The sequence below is a fragment of the Rhodoplanes sp. genome, from assembly GCF_013377085.1.
Taxonomy (GTDB): Bacteria; Pseudomonadota; Alphaproteobacteria; order Rhizobiales; family Xanthobacteraceae; genus Rhodoplanes.
The window spans coordinates 31,179-46,130 of the sequence record NZ_JACAAX010000040.1 but is presented as its reverse complement, the minus strand read 5'-3'; the positions used below and the strand labels follow the sequence as shown (position 1 = coordinate 46,130).

Genomic DNA, 14,952 nt, shown 5'->3' with positions numbered 1-14,952 from the left:
CCCGCGGGCAATCTGAATCCGTCACTTCCGCCGCGGCATGCGGAACGGCAGCATGGCCTGCACCCAGGGCGCGGCGAAGCGGTCGAGCGACAGGCTCTCGTGGACGGCCGAGACGGGCTCGCCCAGCAGCGTGCCGCGCAGGAGCGAGCGCGCATAGAAGGGCGAGTCCTCGAAGGTCGCGGCGACCGTCATGGCGGCGTCAGTGTCGGCGCGGGTCTCGCGCGGCAGCCGCCACAGCGTGTCGGGCAGCGCGATGCGATGCGGCGCCTCGAACGAGGTCACGCCGCCGTCGCGTCCGAAGCGCAACGCCAAAGCGCGCTCGTCGTTTTGGCGACCGTCGCTATCCGTGCTGTCGCTGCCGCGTCGGATCGCGTGATACAGCACGGCGGCGCCGTCCGGCAGCGACGCGCGCGACCAGTCCCAGCGCACGAAGGCGCTTTCCAGCGGCGCCTCGCCGCGATTGCTGTCGAGATAGCCGTGGCCGCGCCAGCGCAGGTCCGGCCGCGCCAGATCGACCTCGACGGCGGCGCAGGGCGCGATCGGCCGCCACTGGTGCAGCCCCGCCTCGTCCAGCGCGAAGCTCGCGCCGGTGAGCGCCGAAGGCCGCACCCGCACGGTGCCGCGCAGGCGCGACGGCACCGGTACGGTGGTCTCGTCGATGTTGATCGTCAGCGTGGTGCCGTCCCAGGCGAGCGCGCTCGGCCCGATTCTTATGCTGGTCTCGTTGCGGGAGAGGGCGCCGCGGCCGCGTTCCGTCATGGTCCAGCGCTTGCCGGCGTCGCCGTAGAGCGCGACGTTGAGGGCGCAATGATCGTGCGGATCGGCGGCGCCGCGGCGCCGTGCCCACGCGTAGTAGGGCGAGAACACGCTGCCCACGAAGGCGATGATGGTCAGGCCGTGGCGGCCGTCGTCGCTCAGCGCGTCGACATACCACCAGAGATAACCATTCGGCCCGACCGGCTCGTCGAATCGCGGTCCGTGATGACGGCCGCCGCCGCCAGCCGGCCCGACAGGGCCGCCATCGGCACGCCCGGTCCCGGATGCGTGCTGCCCCCCGCGAGATAGAGGCCCGGAATCCGGGTGCGGGATCCCGGCCGTTGGAACGATGCCATCCATCCGTGCGAAGCCCTTCCGTAGAGCGCTCCTCCGGTGCCCGGAAAGAGCCGATGAAAGTCGGCCGGCGTGACGAGCCGGCGCGCCTCCGGCCGAACCTGGAACTCCAGGCCGCAGCGCGCGAGCCGCGCGAATGTCGCACGCTCGCAGGCCGCGACCGCGGCCGCGTCGAAAACCGCCGTGTCGCCGGTCGGCGGCGCATTGACCAGGCAGAACAGACGCTCCGGTCCGCCGTGTTCGGTCGTGCCGTTGCCGGGGCCGTGGTCCTGGGCGCAGACATAGACGGTCGGATCGTCGGGCAGCCTGCGGTCGCGCTGCAGCGCCTCGAACTCGGCCCGGTAGTCGGCCGAGAAGAACACCGTGTGGTGATGCAGCGGAAAACCGTTCGGCTCGCCGACCAGCAGCCAAGTGAGCGCCGAGAGCGAGCGCGACTTTTGCGGCACGCCGCGGACGGCGCCGCGCACCGCCTCGCCGAGGCTGCCCTCGGCGACTGCGGCGACGTCGGCGTTCAGAACGACCACGTCGGCGGCGAGCCGCTCGCCGTCGGCGAGTACGACGCCGGTGGCGCGGCCGCCGTCGACCGTCACGGCGGCGACCGGCGCAGTCCAGCGGAACGTGACGCTGCGACGCGCCGCGACGCGGGCGAGCGCCTCGGCGAGCCCGTGCATGCCCTCTCCGATCACCCACACGCCCTGCCGCTCGACATGGGCGACCAGCATCAGAGTGGCGGGCGCGAGGAACGGCGACGAGCCGCAATAGGTGGCATAGCGGCCGAAAAGCTGGCGTAGCCGCGGATCGTGGAAGTGATCGCCGAGCGCGCCCCATAACGTGGCGAAAGGCGAGATCGCCGCGAGGTCCGGGATCCGGCGCAGGCCGAGCCGGCGGACGAGGTCGAGCGGACTGCGGCAGCGCGCGCCGCGCAGGAACGGTGTTTCCAGCGTCCTGTAGATGCGGGCGGCGCGCTCGCAAAAACCGCGGAAGCGGCGCGCCTCGGCGGCGCCGGCGAAAACGCCGACCGCGTCCTCCGATCGCTCCGTGTCGGCGAACAGGTCGAGGCGCTCGCGCTCGCTCCAGGCATGGCGGGCCAGCACGTCGAGCGGCGTCAAGGTGACTTCACGCTCGAGCGTCGTGCCGGCGGCGGCGAGCAGCTCGTCGAACACCCAGCGCATGGTGAAGACGGTCGGCCCGGCATCGATCGGGCAGCCGGCGACCATGACGGCGCGCATTTTTCCGCCCGGCCCGGCGGCCGCTTCGACCACCGTCACGGAAATACCGGCGGCGGCGAGATCGAGTGCGGCGGCCAGCCCACCCGTCCCGGCACCGACCACGATGGCGGTTTTGGCCCCCACGCTCACCACGTCAGGAGAAATACCGTTGAGTTCGATCCGTGAGTGTCTATACTGCGTGACAGTTGATCGTGACAATGCATCATTACATTATCTTTGCACGCCGTTATCGGGGGCTACCGCATGGATAGTAGCACACGCATCGAGCAGGCTTTGAACGCGGCCATGGCGCGGGCCGAAACGCCCAGCGCCCCCTCCAAGCTTGCTTCGGCCATGCGTTACGCGGTGTTTCCCCGCGGTGCCAGGGTCCGGCCGCGGCTCTGCCTGGCGGCGGCTCACGCCTGCGGTGACGACCAGCCGGGCCTGACCGACGCGGCCGCGGCCTCGATCGAGCTGCTGCACTGCGCCTCGCTCATCCACGACGATCTTCCCTGCTTCGACGATGCAGCGCTGCGGCGCGGCAAGCCGTCCGTGCATCTCGCCTATGGCGAGCGGATCGCCGTGCTGGCCGGCGACGCCCTGATCGTGATGGCGTTCGAATCGCTATCTTACGTGCGCTGCTCGCCGGAGCGGTTGCCCAACGTGATGCGGATCATCGGCCAGTCGGTCGGCATGCCGAGCGGCATCGCGGCCGGCCAAGCGTGGGAATGCGAGCCGTTCTGCGACCTCGTCGAGTATCACGAGCAGAAGACCGGCGCCCTGTTCTCGGCGGCGACCATGCTGGGTGCGGCGGCGGCCGGGGCCGATCCGGAACCGTGGCGGGTGGTCGGCGCGCGGCTGGGGCTCGCCTATCAGGTGGCCGACGATCTGCGCGATGCCGCCGCCGACGAGGAAGAGCTCGGCAAGCCGATCGGCAAGGATGCGGCGCTCGGCCGTCCGAGCGCGGTGCGCGATCTCGGCATCGGCGGGGCGATGCATCGGCTGGAGGATCTGGTGAAGGGCGCCATCGCGGCAATCCCGGATTGCCCGGGCGCCGGCGATCTCCGGCAGCTCATCCTCTCGGAGGCCAAGCGGCTGGTGCCGAAGCGTCTGGCCGCGGCGGCCGCCTGAGGCGGTCGTTCGAGGCATCCTGTCACGACGAATGCGTCATGCCCGGCCTTGTGCCGGGCATCCATGTCTTCGGTACGCAGGACGGGCGAGACGTGGATGGCCGGGATGAGCCCGGCCATGACGGCGGACAGAGGGTCGCGCGCGGCGAACGCCGATGCCGGCCGGCACGAAGGCGAGCGGCGAAGTGAAACGTCAGGCGCCGCAGATGCAGAGTTCGTCGGCGTGGCGCGAGCGATGGTTCGCGCTGCGCAACCGGCTTCTCGCCTCGCCGCGTTTTCAGCGCCTCGCCGCCGCATTTCCGCTCACCCGCCCGATCGCCCGGCACCACACCCGCACACTGTTCGACCTGTGCGCCGGCTTCGTCTACTCGCAGGTGCTGCTCGCCTGCGTCCGGCTGAAGGTTTTCGATCTTCTCGCCGATGGGCCGCAAGCGGTGGCGGCTCTCGCCGGCCGCACCGGCCTGTCCGACGACGCGATGCGGCGCCTGCTCGGCGCGGCGGCGACGCTGCGGCTCGTCGAGGCGCGCCCGGGCGACCGCTTCGGCCTCGGCATGCTCGGCGCCGCGCTGCGCGGCAATGGCGGCCTGCCCGACATGATCGAGCACCATGCGCTCCTCTATGCGGATCTCGCCGACCCGGTGGCGCTGCTGACCGGCCAGCACCGCGACACCGCGCTGGCGCGCTTCTGGGCGTATGCGGGCAACCCGCAGCCCGGCGCGCTGGCGGCCGACCAGGTGGCGTCCTACTCGCGCCTGATGGCGGCGACCCAGGCCTTCATCGCCGACGAGGTCCTGGCCGCCGCGCCGCTCTCCGGCCGCCGCTGCCTGCTCGACGTCGGCGGCGGCGAGGGGGCCTTCCTGGCGGCCGTCGGGGCGCGCCACCGCCGCCTGAACCTGATGCTGTTCGACCTGCCGGCCGTCGCCGCGCGGGCCCGCGCGCGACTCGCGGACGCCGGGCTCGCCGACCGGGCGGCTGTCCATGGCGGCGACTTCCGCACCGATGCGCTGCCGCCCGGCGCCGACACGGTCTCGCTGGTGCGGGTGCTGCACGACCACGACGACGCGACCGTGCTGACCATTCTGCGCGCCGCCCGGCGGGCGCTGCCCCCTGGCGGGCTGGTGATGGTGGCCGAGCCGATGTCCGGGACGCCGGGCGCCGAGCCGGCCGGCGAGGCCTATTTCGGTTTCTACCTACTCGCGATGGGCCGTGGACGGCCCCGCACGCCAGGCGCGCTTTACACGCTTCTGGAGGCCGCCGGGTTCGCCCGGCCGCGCCTCGTCAGAACCAGAAATCCTCTTTTATTGCAGATGGTTATTGCCAACGCCCAAGACCCCTGAACGCACGTGACAATACGACTTGACATAGGGGTGAGTAAGCGTAGGCTGACACTTCAAGTTCATGTAAAGCCTTATTGCGCCACGGCCAGAGACGCTATGGACACAGTTGCGGTCGTCCTTGAGGAGCCAGAGCGCCTCGTGCTCAGTCGGCTCGACCTCACGCATCCCGGCGACGAGGATGTGGTGGTCGACATCGACTGGAGCGGCATCAGCACCGGTACCGAACGCTTGTTGTGGTCGGGTCGGATGCCGCCGTTCCCGGGGCTCGGATATCCTCTGGTGCCCGGCTACGAGTCGGTCGGGCGGATCACGTCGGCGGGCGAGCGGTCCGGCCGGGTGGTCGGCGAGCACGTGTTCGTGCCGGGCGCGCGCTGCTTCGGCGACGTGCGGGGGCTTTTCGGTGGCGCCGCGAGCCGGGTCGTCGTGCCCGGCGCCCGCGCCCTTCCCATCGACGGCAGCTTGAACGAGCTGGGCGTCCTCATGGCGTTGGCCGCGACCGCGTTCCACGCCATGTCGGGGGCCGAACGGGCGCGACCCGATCTCATCGTCGGGCATGGCGTCCTCGGTCGTCTCCTCGCCCGACTGGCCTTGCTGGCGGGCGGGGAGCCGCCTGTCGTGTGGGAGCGCAATGCCGGCCGGGCGGACGGTGCGCAAGGCTACACGGTGGTCGACCCGGCCGACGATCCGCGCCGCGACTACAAGGCCATCTACGACGTGAGCGGCGATTCCAAGCTGCTCGACACGCTGATCGGGCGGCTCGCGCCGCAGGGCCAGATCGTGCTCGCCGGCTTCTACAGCGAGCCGCTCGCCTTCGCGTTCCCGCCCGCCTTCATGCGCGAGATTTCCATCCGGGTCGCCGCCGAGTGGCGCGAGCCCGACCTCGTCGCCGTCAAGAGTCTGATCGAGCAGGGGCGTCTCTCGCTCGACGGGCTGATCACCCATCGATGCGCCGCCGCGGACGCGCCGTCGGCGTACCGCACCGCGTTCAACGATCCGACCTGTCTCAAGATGATCCTTGACTGGAGAGGGTACGCATGAACGCCTCTGTGCCGCTCGACATGACCGGACGTCTGCGCGCCGAAGCCGCGATCGAGCCCGATCCGGTGCCGGCGGCGGCCGCCAAGGCCACGCAGATCATCGCGATCTACGGCAAGGGCGGCATCGGCAAGAGCTTCACGCTCGCCAATCTCAGCTACATGATGGCGCAGCAGGGCAAGCGCGTCCTGCTGATCGGCTGCGACCCGAAGAGCGACACCACCTCGCTCCTGTTCGGCGGCCGCGCCTGCCCGACCATCATCGAGACCTCGTCGAAGAAGAAGCTCGCCGGCGAGGAGGTGTCGATCGGCGACGTCTGCTTCAAGCGCGACGGCGTCTTCGCCATGGAGCTCGGCGGCCCGGAGGTCGGGCGCGGCTGCGGCGGACGCGGCATCATCCACGGCTTCGAGCTGTTGGAGAAGCTCGGCTTCCACGAGTGGGGCTTCGACTACGTGCTGCTCGATTTCCTCGGCGACGTGGTGTGCGGCGGCTTCGGCCTGCCGATCGCCCGCGACATGTGCCAGAAGGTGATCGTGGTCGGCTCCAACGACCTGCAGTCGCTCTACGTCGCGAACAATGTCTGCTCGGCCGTGGAGTATTTCCGCAAGCTCGGCGGCAATGTCGGCGTCGCCGGCATGGTGGTGAACAAGGACGACGGCACCGGCGAGGCCAAGGCCTTCGCCGACGCGGCCGGCATCCCGGTGCTCGCCTCGATCCCGGCCAACGAGGACATCCGCCGCAAGAGCGCGGCCTATCAGATCATCGGCCGGCCCGGCACCGAATGGGCGCCGCTGTTCGAGACGCTCGCTTTGAACGTCGCGGAGGCGCCGCCGGTGCGGCCGCGTCCGCTCACCCAGGACGGCCTGCTCGGCCTGTTCGCCGGCGACACCGTCGGACGCGACGTCGTGCTCGATCCGGCGACGCAGGACGACATGCGCGGCGGGACCTTCGTGCCGAAGCCGTCGCTCGAAGTGATTTACGACACCGTTTGACCGGAGACACGCGTTAGCACCATGTCGCTGAGCCGACCCGAAACCGCCGCCGAGACGGCCGCCACCGCGGAGGTGATCTACGACACCGCCGCTTCGGTGGCGCTGTCGAACGCCGCGCCGCCACGGCCCGCCGAGGCGGGTGTCGTCGCCGCGGACGCGGCGGTGGCGGACGCGGCGGTGGCGCACCAGGACGGTGCCGGCTGCCATGCCGGCGTCGCCGAGATGCGCAAGGCGGCGGCCGCCGCCGGCAAGTCGGAGACGCTCGACCGCTACGCCGCCGACTATCCGGTCGGCCCGCACGATCAGCCGCAGAGCATGTGCCCGGCCTTCGGCTCGCTGCGGGTGGGGCTGCGCATGCGCCGCACCGCCACCGTGCTGTCGGGCTCGGCTTGCTGCGTCTACGGCCTGACCTTCACGTCGCACTTTTACGGCGCTCGCCGGAGTGTGGGGTACGTCCCGTTCAGCTCCGAGACCCTGGTCACGGGAAAACTGTTCGAGGACATCCACGAAGCGGTCCACAATCTCGCCGACCCGGCCCAGCACGACGCCGTCGTGATCATCAATCTGTGCGTCCCGACTGCGTCGGGCGTGCCGCTGCAGCTCCTGCCCAAGACCATCAATGGCGTGCGCGTCATCGGCATCGACGTGCCGGGCTTCGGCGTGCCGACCCATGCCGAGGCCAAGGACGTTCTCTCCGGCGCGATGCTGGCCTATGCCCGCGCCGAGGCCGAGCAGGGTCCCGTGCAGGCGCCGCGCGGCGGCAAGAGCGACAAGCCGACCGTGACGCTGCTGGGCGAGATGTTCCCGGCCGATCCGATCGGCATCGGCATGATGCTGGAGCCGCTGGGCCTCGCCGCCGGCCCCGTTGTGCCGACCCGCGAATGGCGCGAGCTCTACGCGGCGCTCGACTGCGCCGCCGTGGCCGCCATCCATCCGTTCTACACCGCCTCGCTGCGCGAGTTCGAGACGGCCGGCCGCACCATCGTCGGCTCGGCACCGGTCGGCTTCGACGGCACGGCGGCATGGCTCGACGCGATCGGGCAGGCCTGCGGCGTCGCCCAGGGCAAGGTCGACGGCGTCAAGAACAGGATGCTGCCCGCCATCACGGCGGCGCTCGCGGCGAACCCGGTGCGGGGCCGCATCACGCTGTCCGGCTACGAGGGCTCCGAGCTGCTGGTGGCGCGGCTGATGATCGAGAGCGGCGCCGAGGTGCCCTATGTCGGCACCGCCTGCCCGCGCACCCGCTGGTCGGAGGACGACCGCGCGTGGCTGGAGGCGAAGGGCGTCAAGGTGCAGTACCGCGCCTCGCTGGAGCAAGATCTCGCCGCGGTCGACGCCTTCGCGCCCGATCTCGCCATAGGCACCACGCCGGTCGTGCAATACGCCAAGGAGCGCGGCATTCCGGCGCTCTACTTCACCAATCTGATCTCGGCCCGGCCCCTGATGGGCGTCGCCGGCGCCGGCTCGCTTGCCAAGGTCGTCAACACCGCGATGGCCAACAAGGCGCGCTTCGACGCGATGACGGACCTGTTCCGCGGCGTCGGCGCCGGCGACACCGCCGGCGTGCACGAGGAGGTTCCGAAGGCCCGTCCCGAGTTCCGCGAGAAAGTGCGACGCCAACTCGCCGCGCAGGCGAAGAAGCGCAAGGCCGAGGAGATGATCTGATGCTCATCCTCGACCACGATCGCGCCGGCGGCTACTGGGGCTCGGTCTACGCGTTCACCGCGATCAAGGGCCTGCAGGTGATCATCGACGGCCCGGTCGGCTGCGAGAACCTGCCCGTCACGGCGGTGCTGCACTACACCGACGCGCTGCCGCCGCACGAGCTGCCCGTCGTCGTCACCGGCCTGTCCGAGGCCGAGCTCGGCCAGCACGGCACTGAAGCTGCGATGTCGCGGGCCCACAAGACCCTCGACCCGGATCTGCCGGCCGTGGTGGTCACCGGCTCGATCGCCGAGATGATCGGCGGCGGCGTGACGCCGGAAGGGACCGGCATCAGGCGCTTTCTGCCGCGCACCATCGACGAGGACCAGTGGCAGAGCGCCAACCGCGCCATCAATTGGCTGTGGACCGAGTTCGGCCCCAAGAAGGTGCCGGACCGCAAGCCGCGCCAGCCGGGCGAGAAGCCGCGCGTCAACATCATCGGCGCCATCTACGGCACCTTCAACATGCCGTCCGATCTCGCCGAGATCCGGCGCCTGGTCGAGGGCATCGGCGCCGAGGTGAACATGGTGTTCCCGCTCGGCAGCCACCTGGCCGACGTGCCGCGGCTCGCCGACGCCGACGTCAATGTCTGCCTGTATCGCGAGTTCGGCCGGCTGCTGTGCGAGACGCTCGAGCGGCCCTATCTGCAGGCGCCGATCGGCCTGCACTCGACCACCAAGTTCTTGCGCGCGCTGGGCGAGCTCACCGGGCTCGATCCGGAGCCGTTCATCGCCCGCGAGCTGCACACCACCGTCAAGCCGCTGTGGGATCTGTGGCGCTCGGTGACCCAGGACTTCTTCGGCACGGCGAGCTTCGGCATCGTCGCCACCGAGACCTATTCGCGCGGCATCCGCCATTTCCTCGAGGAGGAGATGGGGTTGCCCTGCAGCTTCGCCTTCTCGCGCTCGGCCGGCGTGAAGCCGGACAACGCCGCGGTCCGCAAGGCCGTGCACGAGCAGACGCCGCTCGTGCTGTTCGGCAGCTACAACGAGCGCATGTATCTGTCCGAGATCGGCGGTCGTGCCGCCTACATACCGGCCTCGTTCCCGGGTGCCATCGTGCGGCGCCACACCGGCACGCCCTTCATGGGCTATGCGGGGGCGACCTATCTGATCCAGGAGGTGTGCAACGCATTGTTCGATGCGCTGTTCAACATCCTGCCGCTCGGCACGACGCTCGACAGGGTGGAGGCGACGCCGTCGCGTCTGCATCGCGAGCTGCCGTGGGACGATGCCGCCAAGGTCGCGCTCGATCGCCTGGTCGAGCGCGAGCCCGTGCTGGTGCGCATTTCCGTCGCCAAGCGGCTGCGCGACGCCGCCGAGCGCGGCGCCCGCGGCGCCGGCGAGGAGCGGGTGACGGCGGCGCGGGTCATGGGTGTCAACGCGACCGCGATGGGGGAGCCGGTATGACCTGCGTGCTTCCCCACGGAATCGTCGAAGCGATCATTTCAGCATCACGTCATTCACGTCGTGCGTTTGCGCCGGCGGTCGACCATTCAACAGGAGGGCATTCGAATGGCTGAGAGAACGGAGCGCCTCATGCCAGGCCACACGGCGAAGGAGGCGATGGATTATCGCCTGATCTTCGCGGCGGCGTTCGTCGCCTTCCTGCTGGAAGCCGTTGGACGCCGCATGTTGACGCGTCTGTCGCGCATCAGCACGGAGTCCGGCGGCGAAAAATCCGTCATTGCCGAGGCGAGGGCTGCGGCCTGCAAATACGTTCCGTTCGCCTTCATGGGATGACGGCTTTCACGAGTTTCGCCCGACGCTGCCGGGCGAGAGATCGTCGTGGCTTGCCACGACTTCCCAAGCCGCGCGGGATGGGCGCGGTAACGGCCGCAAGGCCAATCATCGGAGAGTATCTCCATGGCTGATAAGTCTCTGTCCGGTCTGACAGAAGCGGAAGCGAAGGAGTTCCACAGCGTCTTCGTCTCCAGCTTCCTCGGCTTCGTCGTCGTCGCCGCGATCGCTCACGTCCTCGCGTGGATGTGGCGTCCGTGGGCGAAGAACGCCTCGGTCGTCGACGGCATGAACGTGGCGGTCAGCCACTTGGCCTCGTACCTTTCGTAGGAGGGAAGAACAATGTGGCGCGCTTGGCTCCTTTTCGATCCGCGTCGTACGCTGGTCGCTCTCTTCACGTTCCTGTTCGGTCTCGCTCTGCTGATTCATTTCATTCTGCTGAGCACCGACCGGTTCAACTGGCTCGAGTCTCCGCGTGCGAAGCCCGCCGTGGCGGCCCAGAACGCTCCGCTTCCGCCTGCGAAGTAGGATCGACCAGAAAGGACGGCGGACGAGCCCTCGGCGCCTTGCTCGGCTCGTCCGCCGCCGATGTGCAATGAGCAGGCAGGCCGCGCGCGAGCCTGCCGGCCGGTGTCGATCGGGGGATCCCAACAATGGCCATGCTCAGTTTTGAACGAAAGTACCGCGTCCGTGGAGGTACGCTGATCGGCGGAGACCTCTTCGACTTCTGGGTGGGGCCGTTTTATGTCGGCTTCTTCGGAGTCACGACGGTTTTCTTTACCTTCCTCGGCACGGCACTCATTATTTGGGGCGCGGCCCTCGGGCCGACCTGGAACCTTTGGCAGATCAACATCGCACCGCCGGACTTGAGCTACGGGCTCGCGCTCGCACCGCTCAAGGAAGGAGGGCTTTGGCAGCTCATCACCGTGTGCGCTCTCGGCGCTTTCTGTTCCTGGGCATTGCGCCAGGCGGAAATCGCCCGCAAGCTCGGCATGGGCTATCACATCCCGGTCGCGTTCAGCTTTGCCATCTTCGCTTACGTCTCGTTGGTCGTCATCCGGCCGTTGCTCATGGGCGCCTGGGGGCATGGTTTCCCCTACGGCATCATGAGTCACCTCGACTGGGTGTCGAACACCGGGTACCAGTTCCTGCACTTCCACTACAACCCCGCGCACATGCTCGCGATCACGTTCTTCTTCACGAACGCGCTCGCGCTCGCCATGCACGGGTCCTTGATCGTCTCGGCCGCCAATCCAAAGGCGGGTGAGGTGGTGAAGGGGGCGGAGCAGGAGAACACGATCTTCCGAGACACGATCGGCTACTCCATCGGGACGCTCGGCATTCATCGGCTCGGGTTGTTCCTGGCGGTCAGTGCAGCATTCTGGAGCGCCGTCTGCATCATCATCAGCGGGCCGTTCTGGACACGCGGCTGGCCGGAGTGGTGGAGCTGGTGGCTCAACCTCCCGATCTGGCGTTAGGAGGGGGCTCTCATGGCTGAATATCAGAACATCTTCACCCAGGTGCAGATCCGGGGACCCCATTATCCGGGTGTCCCGGTGGATGGCCCCTCGGGGCACAGGGTGGGCCACGGACTCCACTCCTACTGGCTCGGCAAGCTCGGCGACGCCCAAATCGGTCCGGTCTATCTCGGATTCACCGGCCTCGCCTCGCTGCTCTGCGGCTTCATCGCATTCGAGATCATCGGTCTGAACATGTTCGCCTCGGTGAACTGGGATCCGATCCAGTTCGTCCGGCAACTGCCGTGGCTCGCTCTCGAGCCGCCGGCGCCTGCCTACGGGCTCCACATCCCGCCCTTGAACGAGGGTGGATGGTGGCTCATGGCGGGGTTCTTCCTGACGCTCTCGATTCTCTTGTGGTGGGTGCGGGTCTATCGGCGCGCGCGCGTACTCGGGATGGGTACCCATCTCGCCTGGGCCTTCGCGTCGGCGATCTTCCTGTATCTCTCGCTCGGTTTCTTCCGTCCGATTCTGATGGGAAGCTGGGCAGAGGCCGTGCCGTTCGGGATCTTCCCGCATCTCGACTGGACGGCGGCGTTCTCGATCCGCTACGGCAATCTGTTCTACAATCCCTTCCACATGCTCTCGATTGCGTTTCTGTATGGCTCGGCGGTGCTCTTTGCGATGCACGGCGCGACCATCCTGGCCGTCAGTCATTTCGGCGGTGAGAGGGAAGTCGAGCAGATCGTCGATCGCGGCACCGCATACGAGCGGGCGGCGCTGTTCTGGCGCTGGACCATGGGCTTCAACGCCACGGCGGAATCCATCCATCGCTGGGGTTGGTGGTTCGCGGTCCTGGTCACCTTGACGGGCGGCATCGGCATTCTGCTGACCGGCACGGTGGTCGACAATTGGTACCTCTGGGCCGTCAAGCACGGCGTGGCACCGTCGTATCCCGCGGTGTTCCCGCTGGTGATCGACCCAACCCTGGTTCCGGGAGGCTAGTCATGAGCGTCTTCACGATGCGCCTGCTGGCCGGGATCTCCGCCGCCCTCGCTTTTCTTCTGGTGTTTTACTCGTTCGAGTTTCCGCCGGTGGACAGCGTTCAGCGCGGATATCGCGGGCTCGCGATGGAGGAAATCTCCAATCCGCGAGTCGACCGGGCCAAGGTGCGAGCCAACGTCCTGCCCGAAGCCGCACCGCCGACCGACAAGGCCGGCCAGAAGGCTTCGTCGGTCTACACCAACCTCAAGGTTCTCGGCGACATGGACGCCAACGAGCTCCTGAGGCTGATGACGGACATGACGACCTGGGTGTCGCCCGAGCAGGGCTGCGCCTACTGCCACGACGAGAACGATCTCGCCGCGGATCGTCCCTACACCAAGATCGTCTCCCGCCGCATGCTGGAGATGGTCCGCTACATCAACGGTAGCTGGAAGACGCACGTGGTCGACACGGGCGTCACCTGCTGGGCCTGCCACCGTGGGCAGCCGGTTCCGGCGAATGTCTGGTACGCCGATTCGCCGCGGACGGCGCAGGGCGCGGCAGGCAATCTCGCCGGCCAGAACGTCGCTTCGGCGGCGGGCGGCCTCACGGCGCTTCCGGTCGATCCGTTCACGCCCTTCATCAAGGACGGGAAGGAAATTCGGGTGCAATCCGGCACGGCGTTGCCGGGGACCAGCCGGGTGTCGATCAAGCAGACCGAGTGGACCTACAGCCTCATGATGCACATCTCGAAGGGGCTCGGGGTCAACTGCACGTACTGCCACAACTCGCGGGACTTCTTCGGGTGGAACGAGAGCACCCCGCAACGTCTCACCGCCTGGCACGGGATTCGACTGGTGCGTGACATCAACACGCAGTTCCTCGAGCCCCTGACTCCGGTGTTCCCCGCGTCCCGCCTCGGGCCGACGGGAGACGTCGCGAAGGTGAACTGTGCCACCTGCCACGAAGGTGTCGCCAAGCCGCTCAACGGCGTCAGCATGATCAAGGACTATCCGGTCCTGGTCGGCCCGGCACCGGCACGGACGGCTTCGGCCGCTCCCGTGGGGGCGAAGTGAGACGCTGAGCATGGCCGCGCGGGTCGCCCACGGGCGGCTCGCCGGCGATGCGGCGGATCGCATCAACACCGGCGCTGTCGGCCGCAAAGGGCCGACAGCGCCGAATTTTTTGGCGGCGCCGGTATCCGCACTCGTCGGCATCGGCGCGGTCCGACATCCGGACCCGCCGACACCGGCGCCCGCCGCCTGTCCACCGCCGCCTGCTTGCCGACACGGCTTGCCGGCCCCGCAGGCCCCGCGACACCGGCTGGCGGAACGCCGCGGCGCAGATGCGCGGCAGAGCGATGCCGGGCATGCGGCGACGCCGCGTCCCGTTGATTTTCGCAGTCTCTTGACGTCTAGTTCGGCCCTGTCAGGAGGACGCATGCCACACGATCCCGGGCCGACCGGCCGCGACGACGATCAGATGGACTGGGTTCCGGCCCCTGACGAGATCCGCCGCATCGGTCTGGCGAAAGCGCTGCGCGAGGTGACGGCGCCACATCACCGCCGCGCCGAGAAGTCCGGCGTGATCAGCGACGTCGTTCGCGGCCGCGCCACCCGGGCCGGCTACGCGCTGCTGCTGCGCAACTTCCACGCCGTCTACGGCGCGATCGAGCGCGGGCTCGAACGCCACAAGGCGTCGCCGGCCGTGCGGCTGATCGCTTTGCCCGAGATGTACCGCGCCGGCGCCATCGGGCGCGATATCGCGACCCTCTACGGCGGCGCCGAGGCGGCGCAGGCGGTCCCGTTGCTGCCGGAGGGCGAGCACTACGCCGAGGTGGTGGCCGAGGCGGCGGAGGGGGATGGCGTCGGTCTGATCGGCCACGCCTACACGCGCTATCTGGGCGACATGAGCGGCGGCCAGACCGTGAGCCGCGTCCTGGCGGATACGCTCGGGCTCGATGCGGACGCGCGCAATCTCTACGACTTTGCGTCGCTCGGCGCGCTCGAGCCGTTCAAGATCCGCTATCGCGAGGCCCTCGACCGGGCTGCGTTCGAGACCGATCGCCCGGACGCCATCCTGACCGCGGCGATGCGGGCGTTCGATCTCAACATCGCGCTGTTCTGGGCCGTGCAGAATGCGGTCGGCGGCGCGTCCGCGCCGGCCGACGATCCGGCGCCGGTCGGCTCCGCCTGAGCGCACGCACGCGGCGGCTGCGTCGCGCCGGCGCACTTTTGGTGCCGGGCCGCCCAAAGC

The 14,952-nt window shown here is 69.0% G+C and carries 15 protein-coding genes; 13 read left to right on the top strand and 2 right to left on the bottom strand.

Going from position 1 to position 14,952, the window contains the following annotated elements; all coding sequences use genetic code 11:
- Positions 1 to 21 precede the first annotated feature (21 nt).
- Together HXX10_RS23015 and crtD are read right to left on the bottom strand one after the other, a co-directional pair.
- Positions 22 to 876 carry a carotenoid 1,2-hydratase gene (locus tag HXX10_RS23015; protein WP_296525599.1) on the bottom strand — a complete coding sequence of 285 codons (855 nt, stop codon included), beginning with the start codon at positions 874 to 876 and terminating at the stop codon, positions 22 to 24.
- 38 nt (positions 877 to 914) lie between these two features.
- The gene (crtD, locus tag HXX10_RS23010; RefSeq protein ID WP_296525598.1) at positions 915 to 2,462 is read right to left on the bottom strand and encodes a 1-hydroxycarotenoid 3,4-desaturase CrtD; all 1,548 of its coding nucleotides are present in this window, start codon (positions 2,460 to 2,462) and stop codon (positions 915 to 917) included.
- A 120-nt stretch (positions 2,463 to 2,582) separates the two neighbouring features.
- Between crtD and HXX10_RS23005 the strand changes: the two genes are divergently transcribed.
- From HXX10_RS23005 to HXX10_RS22945, 13 genes are all read left to right on the top strand, one after another.
- Entirely contained in the window at positions 2,583 to 3,449 is an 867-nt protein-coding gene (locus HXX10_RS23005; protein WP_296525597.1) for a polyprenyl synthetase family protein, read from the top strand.
- 205 nt (positions 3,450 to 3,654) lie between these two features.
- Positions 3,655 to 4,785, top strand: a complete 1,131-nt coding sequence (locus tag HXX10_RS23000; RefSeq protein WP_296525596.1) for a methyltransferase — start codon at positions 3,655 to 3,657, stop codon at positions 4,783 to 4,785.
- Between the two features lie 96 nt (positions 4,786 to 4,881).
- Positions 4,882 to 5,823, top strand: coding sequence for a chlorophyll synthesis pathway protein BchC (gene bchC / locus HXX10_RS22995; protein ID WP_296525595.1), 942 nt, complete (start codon positions 4,882 to 4,884; stop codon positions 5,821 to 5,823).
- Positions 5,820 to 6,812: a chlorophyllide a reductase iron protein subunit X gene (locus HXX10_RS22990; protein ID WP_296525594.1), complete on the top strand. Its 993-nt coding sequence runs from the start codon at positions 5,820 to 5,822 to the stop codon at positions 6,810 to 6,812. The genes bchC and HXX10_RS22990 overlap by 4 nt, the downstream gene beginning before the upstream one ends.
- A 21-nt stretch (positions 6,813 to 6,833) precedes the next feature.
- Positions 6,834 to 8,477: a chlorophyllide a reductase subunit Y gene (gene bchY, locus HXX10_RS22985; RefSeq protein WP_296525593.1), complete on the top strand. Its 1,644-nt coding sequence runs from the start codon at positions 6,834 to 6,836 to the stop codon at positions 8,475 to 8,477.
- Complete coding sequence (gene bchZ / locus HXX10_RS22980; protein WP_296525592.1) at positions 8,477 to 9,925, top strand: chlorophyllide a reductase subunit Z; 1,449 nt, start codon at positions 8,477 to 8,479, stop codon at positions 9,923 to 9,925. The genes bchY and bchZ overlap by 1 nt, the downstream gene beginning before the upstream one ends.
- Positions 9,926 to 10,081: 156 nt before the next feature.
- A complete protein-coding gene (locus HXX10_RS22975) occupies positions 10,082 to 10,258 on the top strand; it encodes a hypothetical protein (RefSeq protein WP_296525591.1) in 177 nt (58 codons plus the stop codon).
- 123 nt (positions 10,259 to 10,381) lie between these two features.
- Positions 10,382 to 10,585 carry a light-harvesting antenna LH1, beta subunit gene (pufB, locus tag HXX10_RS22970; protein ID WP_111417949.1) on the top strand — a complete coding sequence of 68 codons (204 nt, stop codon included), beginning with the start codon at positions 10,382 to 10,384 and terminating at the stop codon, positions 10,583 to 10,585.
- A gap of 12 nt (positions 10,586 to 10,597) precedes the next feature.
- Positions 10,598 to 10,783: a light-harvesting antenna LH1, alpha subunit gene (pufA, locus tag HXX10_RS22965; RefSeq protein WP_296525590.1), complete on the top strand. Its 186-nt coding sequence runs from the start codon at positions 10,598 to 10,600 to the stop codon at positions 10,781 to 10,783.
- Positions 10,784 to 10,908: 125 nt separating this feature from the next.
- The gene (gene pufL, locus HXX10_RS22960) at positions 10,909 to 11,733 is read left to right on the top strand and encodes a photosynthetic reaction center subunit L (protein ID WP_296525589.1); all 825 of its coding nucleotides are present in this window, start codon (positions 10,909 to 10,911) and stop codon (positions 11,731 to 11,733) included.
- 12 nt (positions 11,734 to 11,745) lie between these two features.
- Positions 11,746 to 12,717, top strand: a complete 972-nt coding sequence (gene pufM, locus HXX10_RS22955) for a photosynthetic reaction center subunit M (RefSeq protein WP_296525588.1) — start codon at positions 11,746 to 11,748, stop codon at positions 12,715 to 12,717.
- Positions 12,718 to 12,719: 2 nt separating this feature from the next.
- Positions 12,720 to 13,772 carry a photosynthetic reaction center cytochrome PufC gene (gene pufC / locus HXX10_RS22950; protein ID WP_296525587.1) on the top strand — a complete coding sequence of 351 codons (1,053 nt, stop codon included), beginning with the start codon at positions 12,720 to 12,722 and terminating at the stop codon, positions 13,770 to 13,772.
- A gap of 364 nt (positions 13,773 to 14,136) precedes the next feature.
- Positions 14,137 to 14,892, top strand: a complete 756-nt coding sequence (locus HXX10_RS22945) for a heme oxygenase (biliverdin-producing) (protein WP_296525586.1) — start codon at positions 14,137 to 14,139, stop codon at positions 14,890 to 14,892.
- Positions 14,893 to 14,952: the final 60 nt, after the last annotated feature.

Bases quoted from the DNA above. Each gene is read 5' to 3' on its own strand.
- bchZ (WP_296525592.1), top strand. From the start codon at position 8,477: ATGCTCATCCTCGACCACGATCGCGCCGGCGGCTACTGGGGCTCGGTC.
- HXX10_RS22990 (WP_296525594.1), top strand. From the start codon at position 5,820: ATGAACGCCTCTGTGCCGCTCGACATGACCGGACGTCTGCGCGCCGAA.
- bchY (WP_296525593.1), top strand. From the start codon at position 6,834: ATGTCGCTGAGCCGACCCGAAACCGCCGCCGAGACGGCCGCCACCGCG.
- HXX10_RS22945 (WP_296525586.1), top strand. From the start codon at position 14,137: ATGCCACACGATCCCGGGCCGACCGGCCGCGACGACGATCAGATGGAC.
- HXX10_RS23000 (WP_296525596.1), top strand. From the start codon at position 3,655: ATGCAGAGTTCGTCGGCGTGGCGCGAGCGATGGTTCGCGCTGCGCAAC.
- pufB (WP_111417949.1), top strand. From the start codon at position 10,382: ATGGCTGATAAGTCTCTGTCCGGTCTGACAGAAGCGGAAGCGAAGGAG.
- HXX10_RS23005 (WP_296525597.1), top strand. From the start codon at position 2,583: ATGGATAGTAGCACACGCATCGAGCAGGCTTTGAACGCGGCCATGGCG.
- pufA (WP_296525590.1), top strand. From the start codon at position 10,598: ATGTGGCGCGCTTGGCTCCTTTTCGATCCGCGTCGTACGCTGGTCGCT.
- pufM (WP_296525588.1), top strand. From the start codon at position 11,746: ATGGCTGAATATCAGAACATCTTCACCCAGGTGCAGATCCGGGGACCC.
- bchC (WP_296525595.1), top strand. From the start codon at position 4,882: ATGGACACAGTTGCGGTCGTCCTTGAGGAGCCAGAGCGCCTCGTGCTC.
- pufC (WP_296525587.1), top strand. From the start codon at position 12,720: ATGAGCGTCTTCACGATGCGCCTGCTGGCCGGGATCTCCGCCGCCCTC.
- HXX10_RS22975 (WP_296525591.1), top strand. From the start codon at position 10,082: ATGGATTATCGCCTGATCTTCGCGGCGGCGTTCGTCGCCTTCCTGCTG.
- pufL (WP_296525589.1), top strand. From the start codon at position 10,909: ATGGCCATGCTCAGTTTTGAACGAAAGTACCGCGTCCGTGGAGGTACG.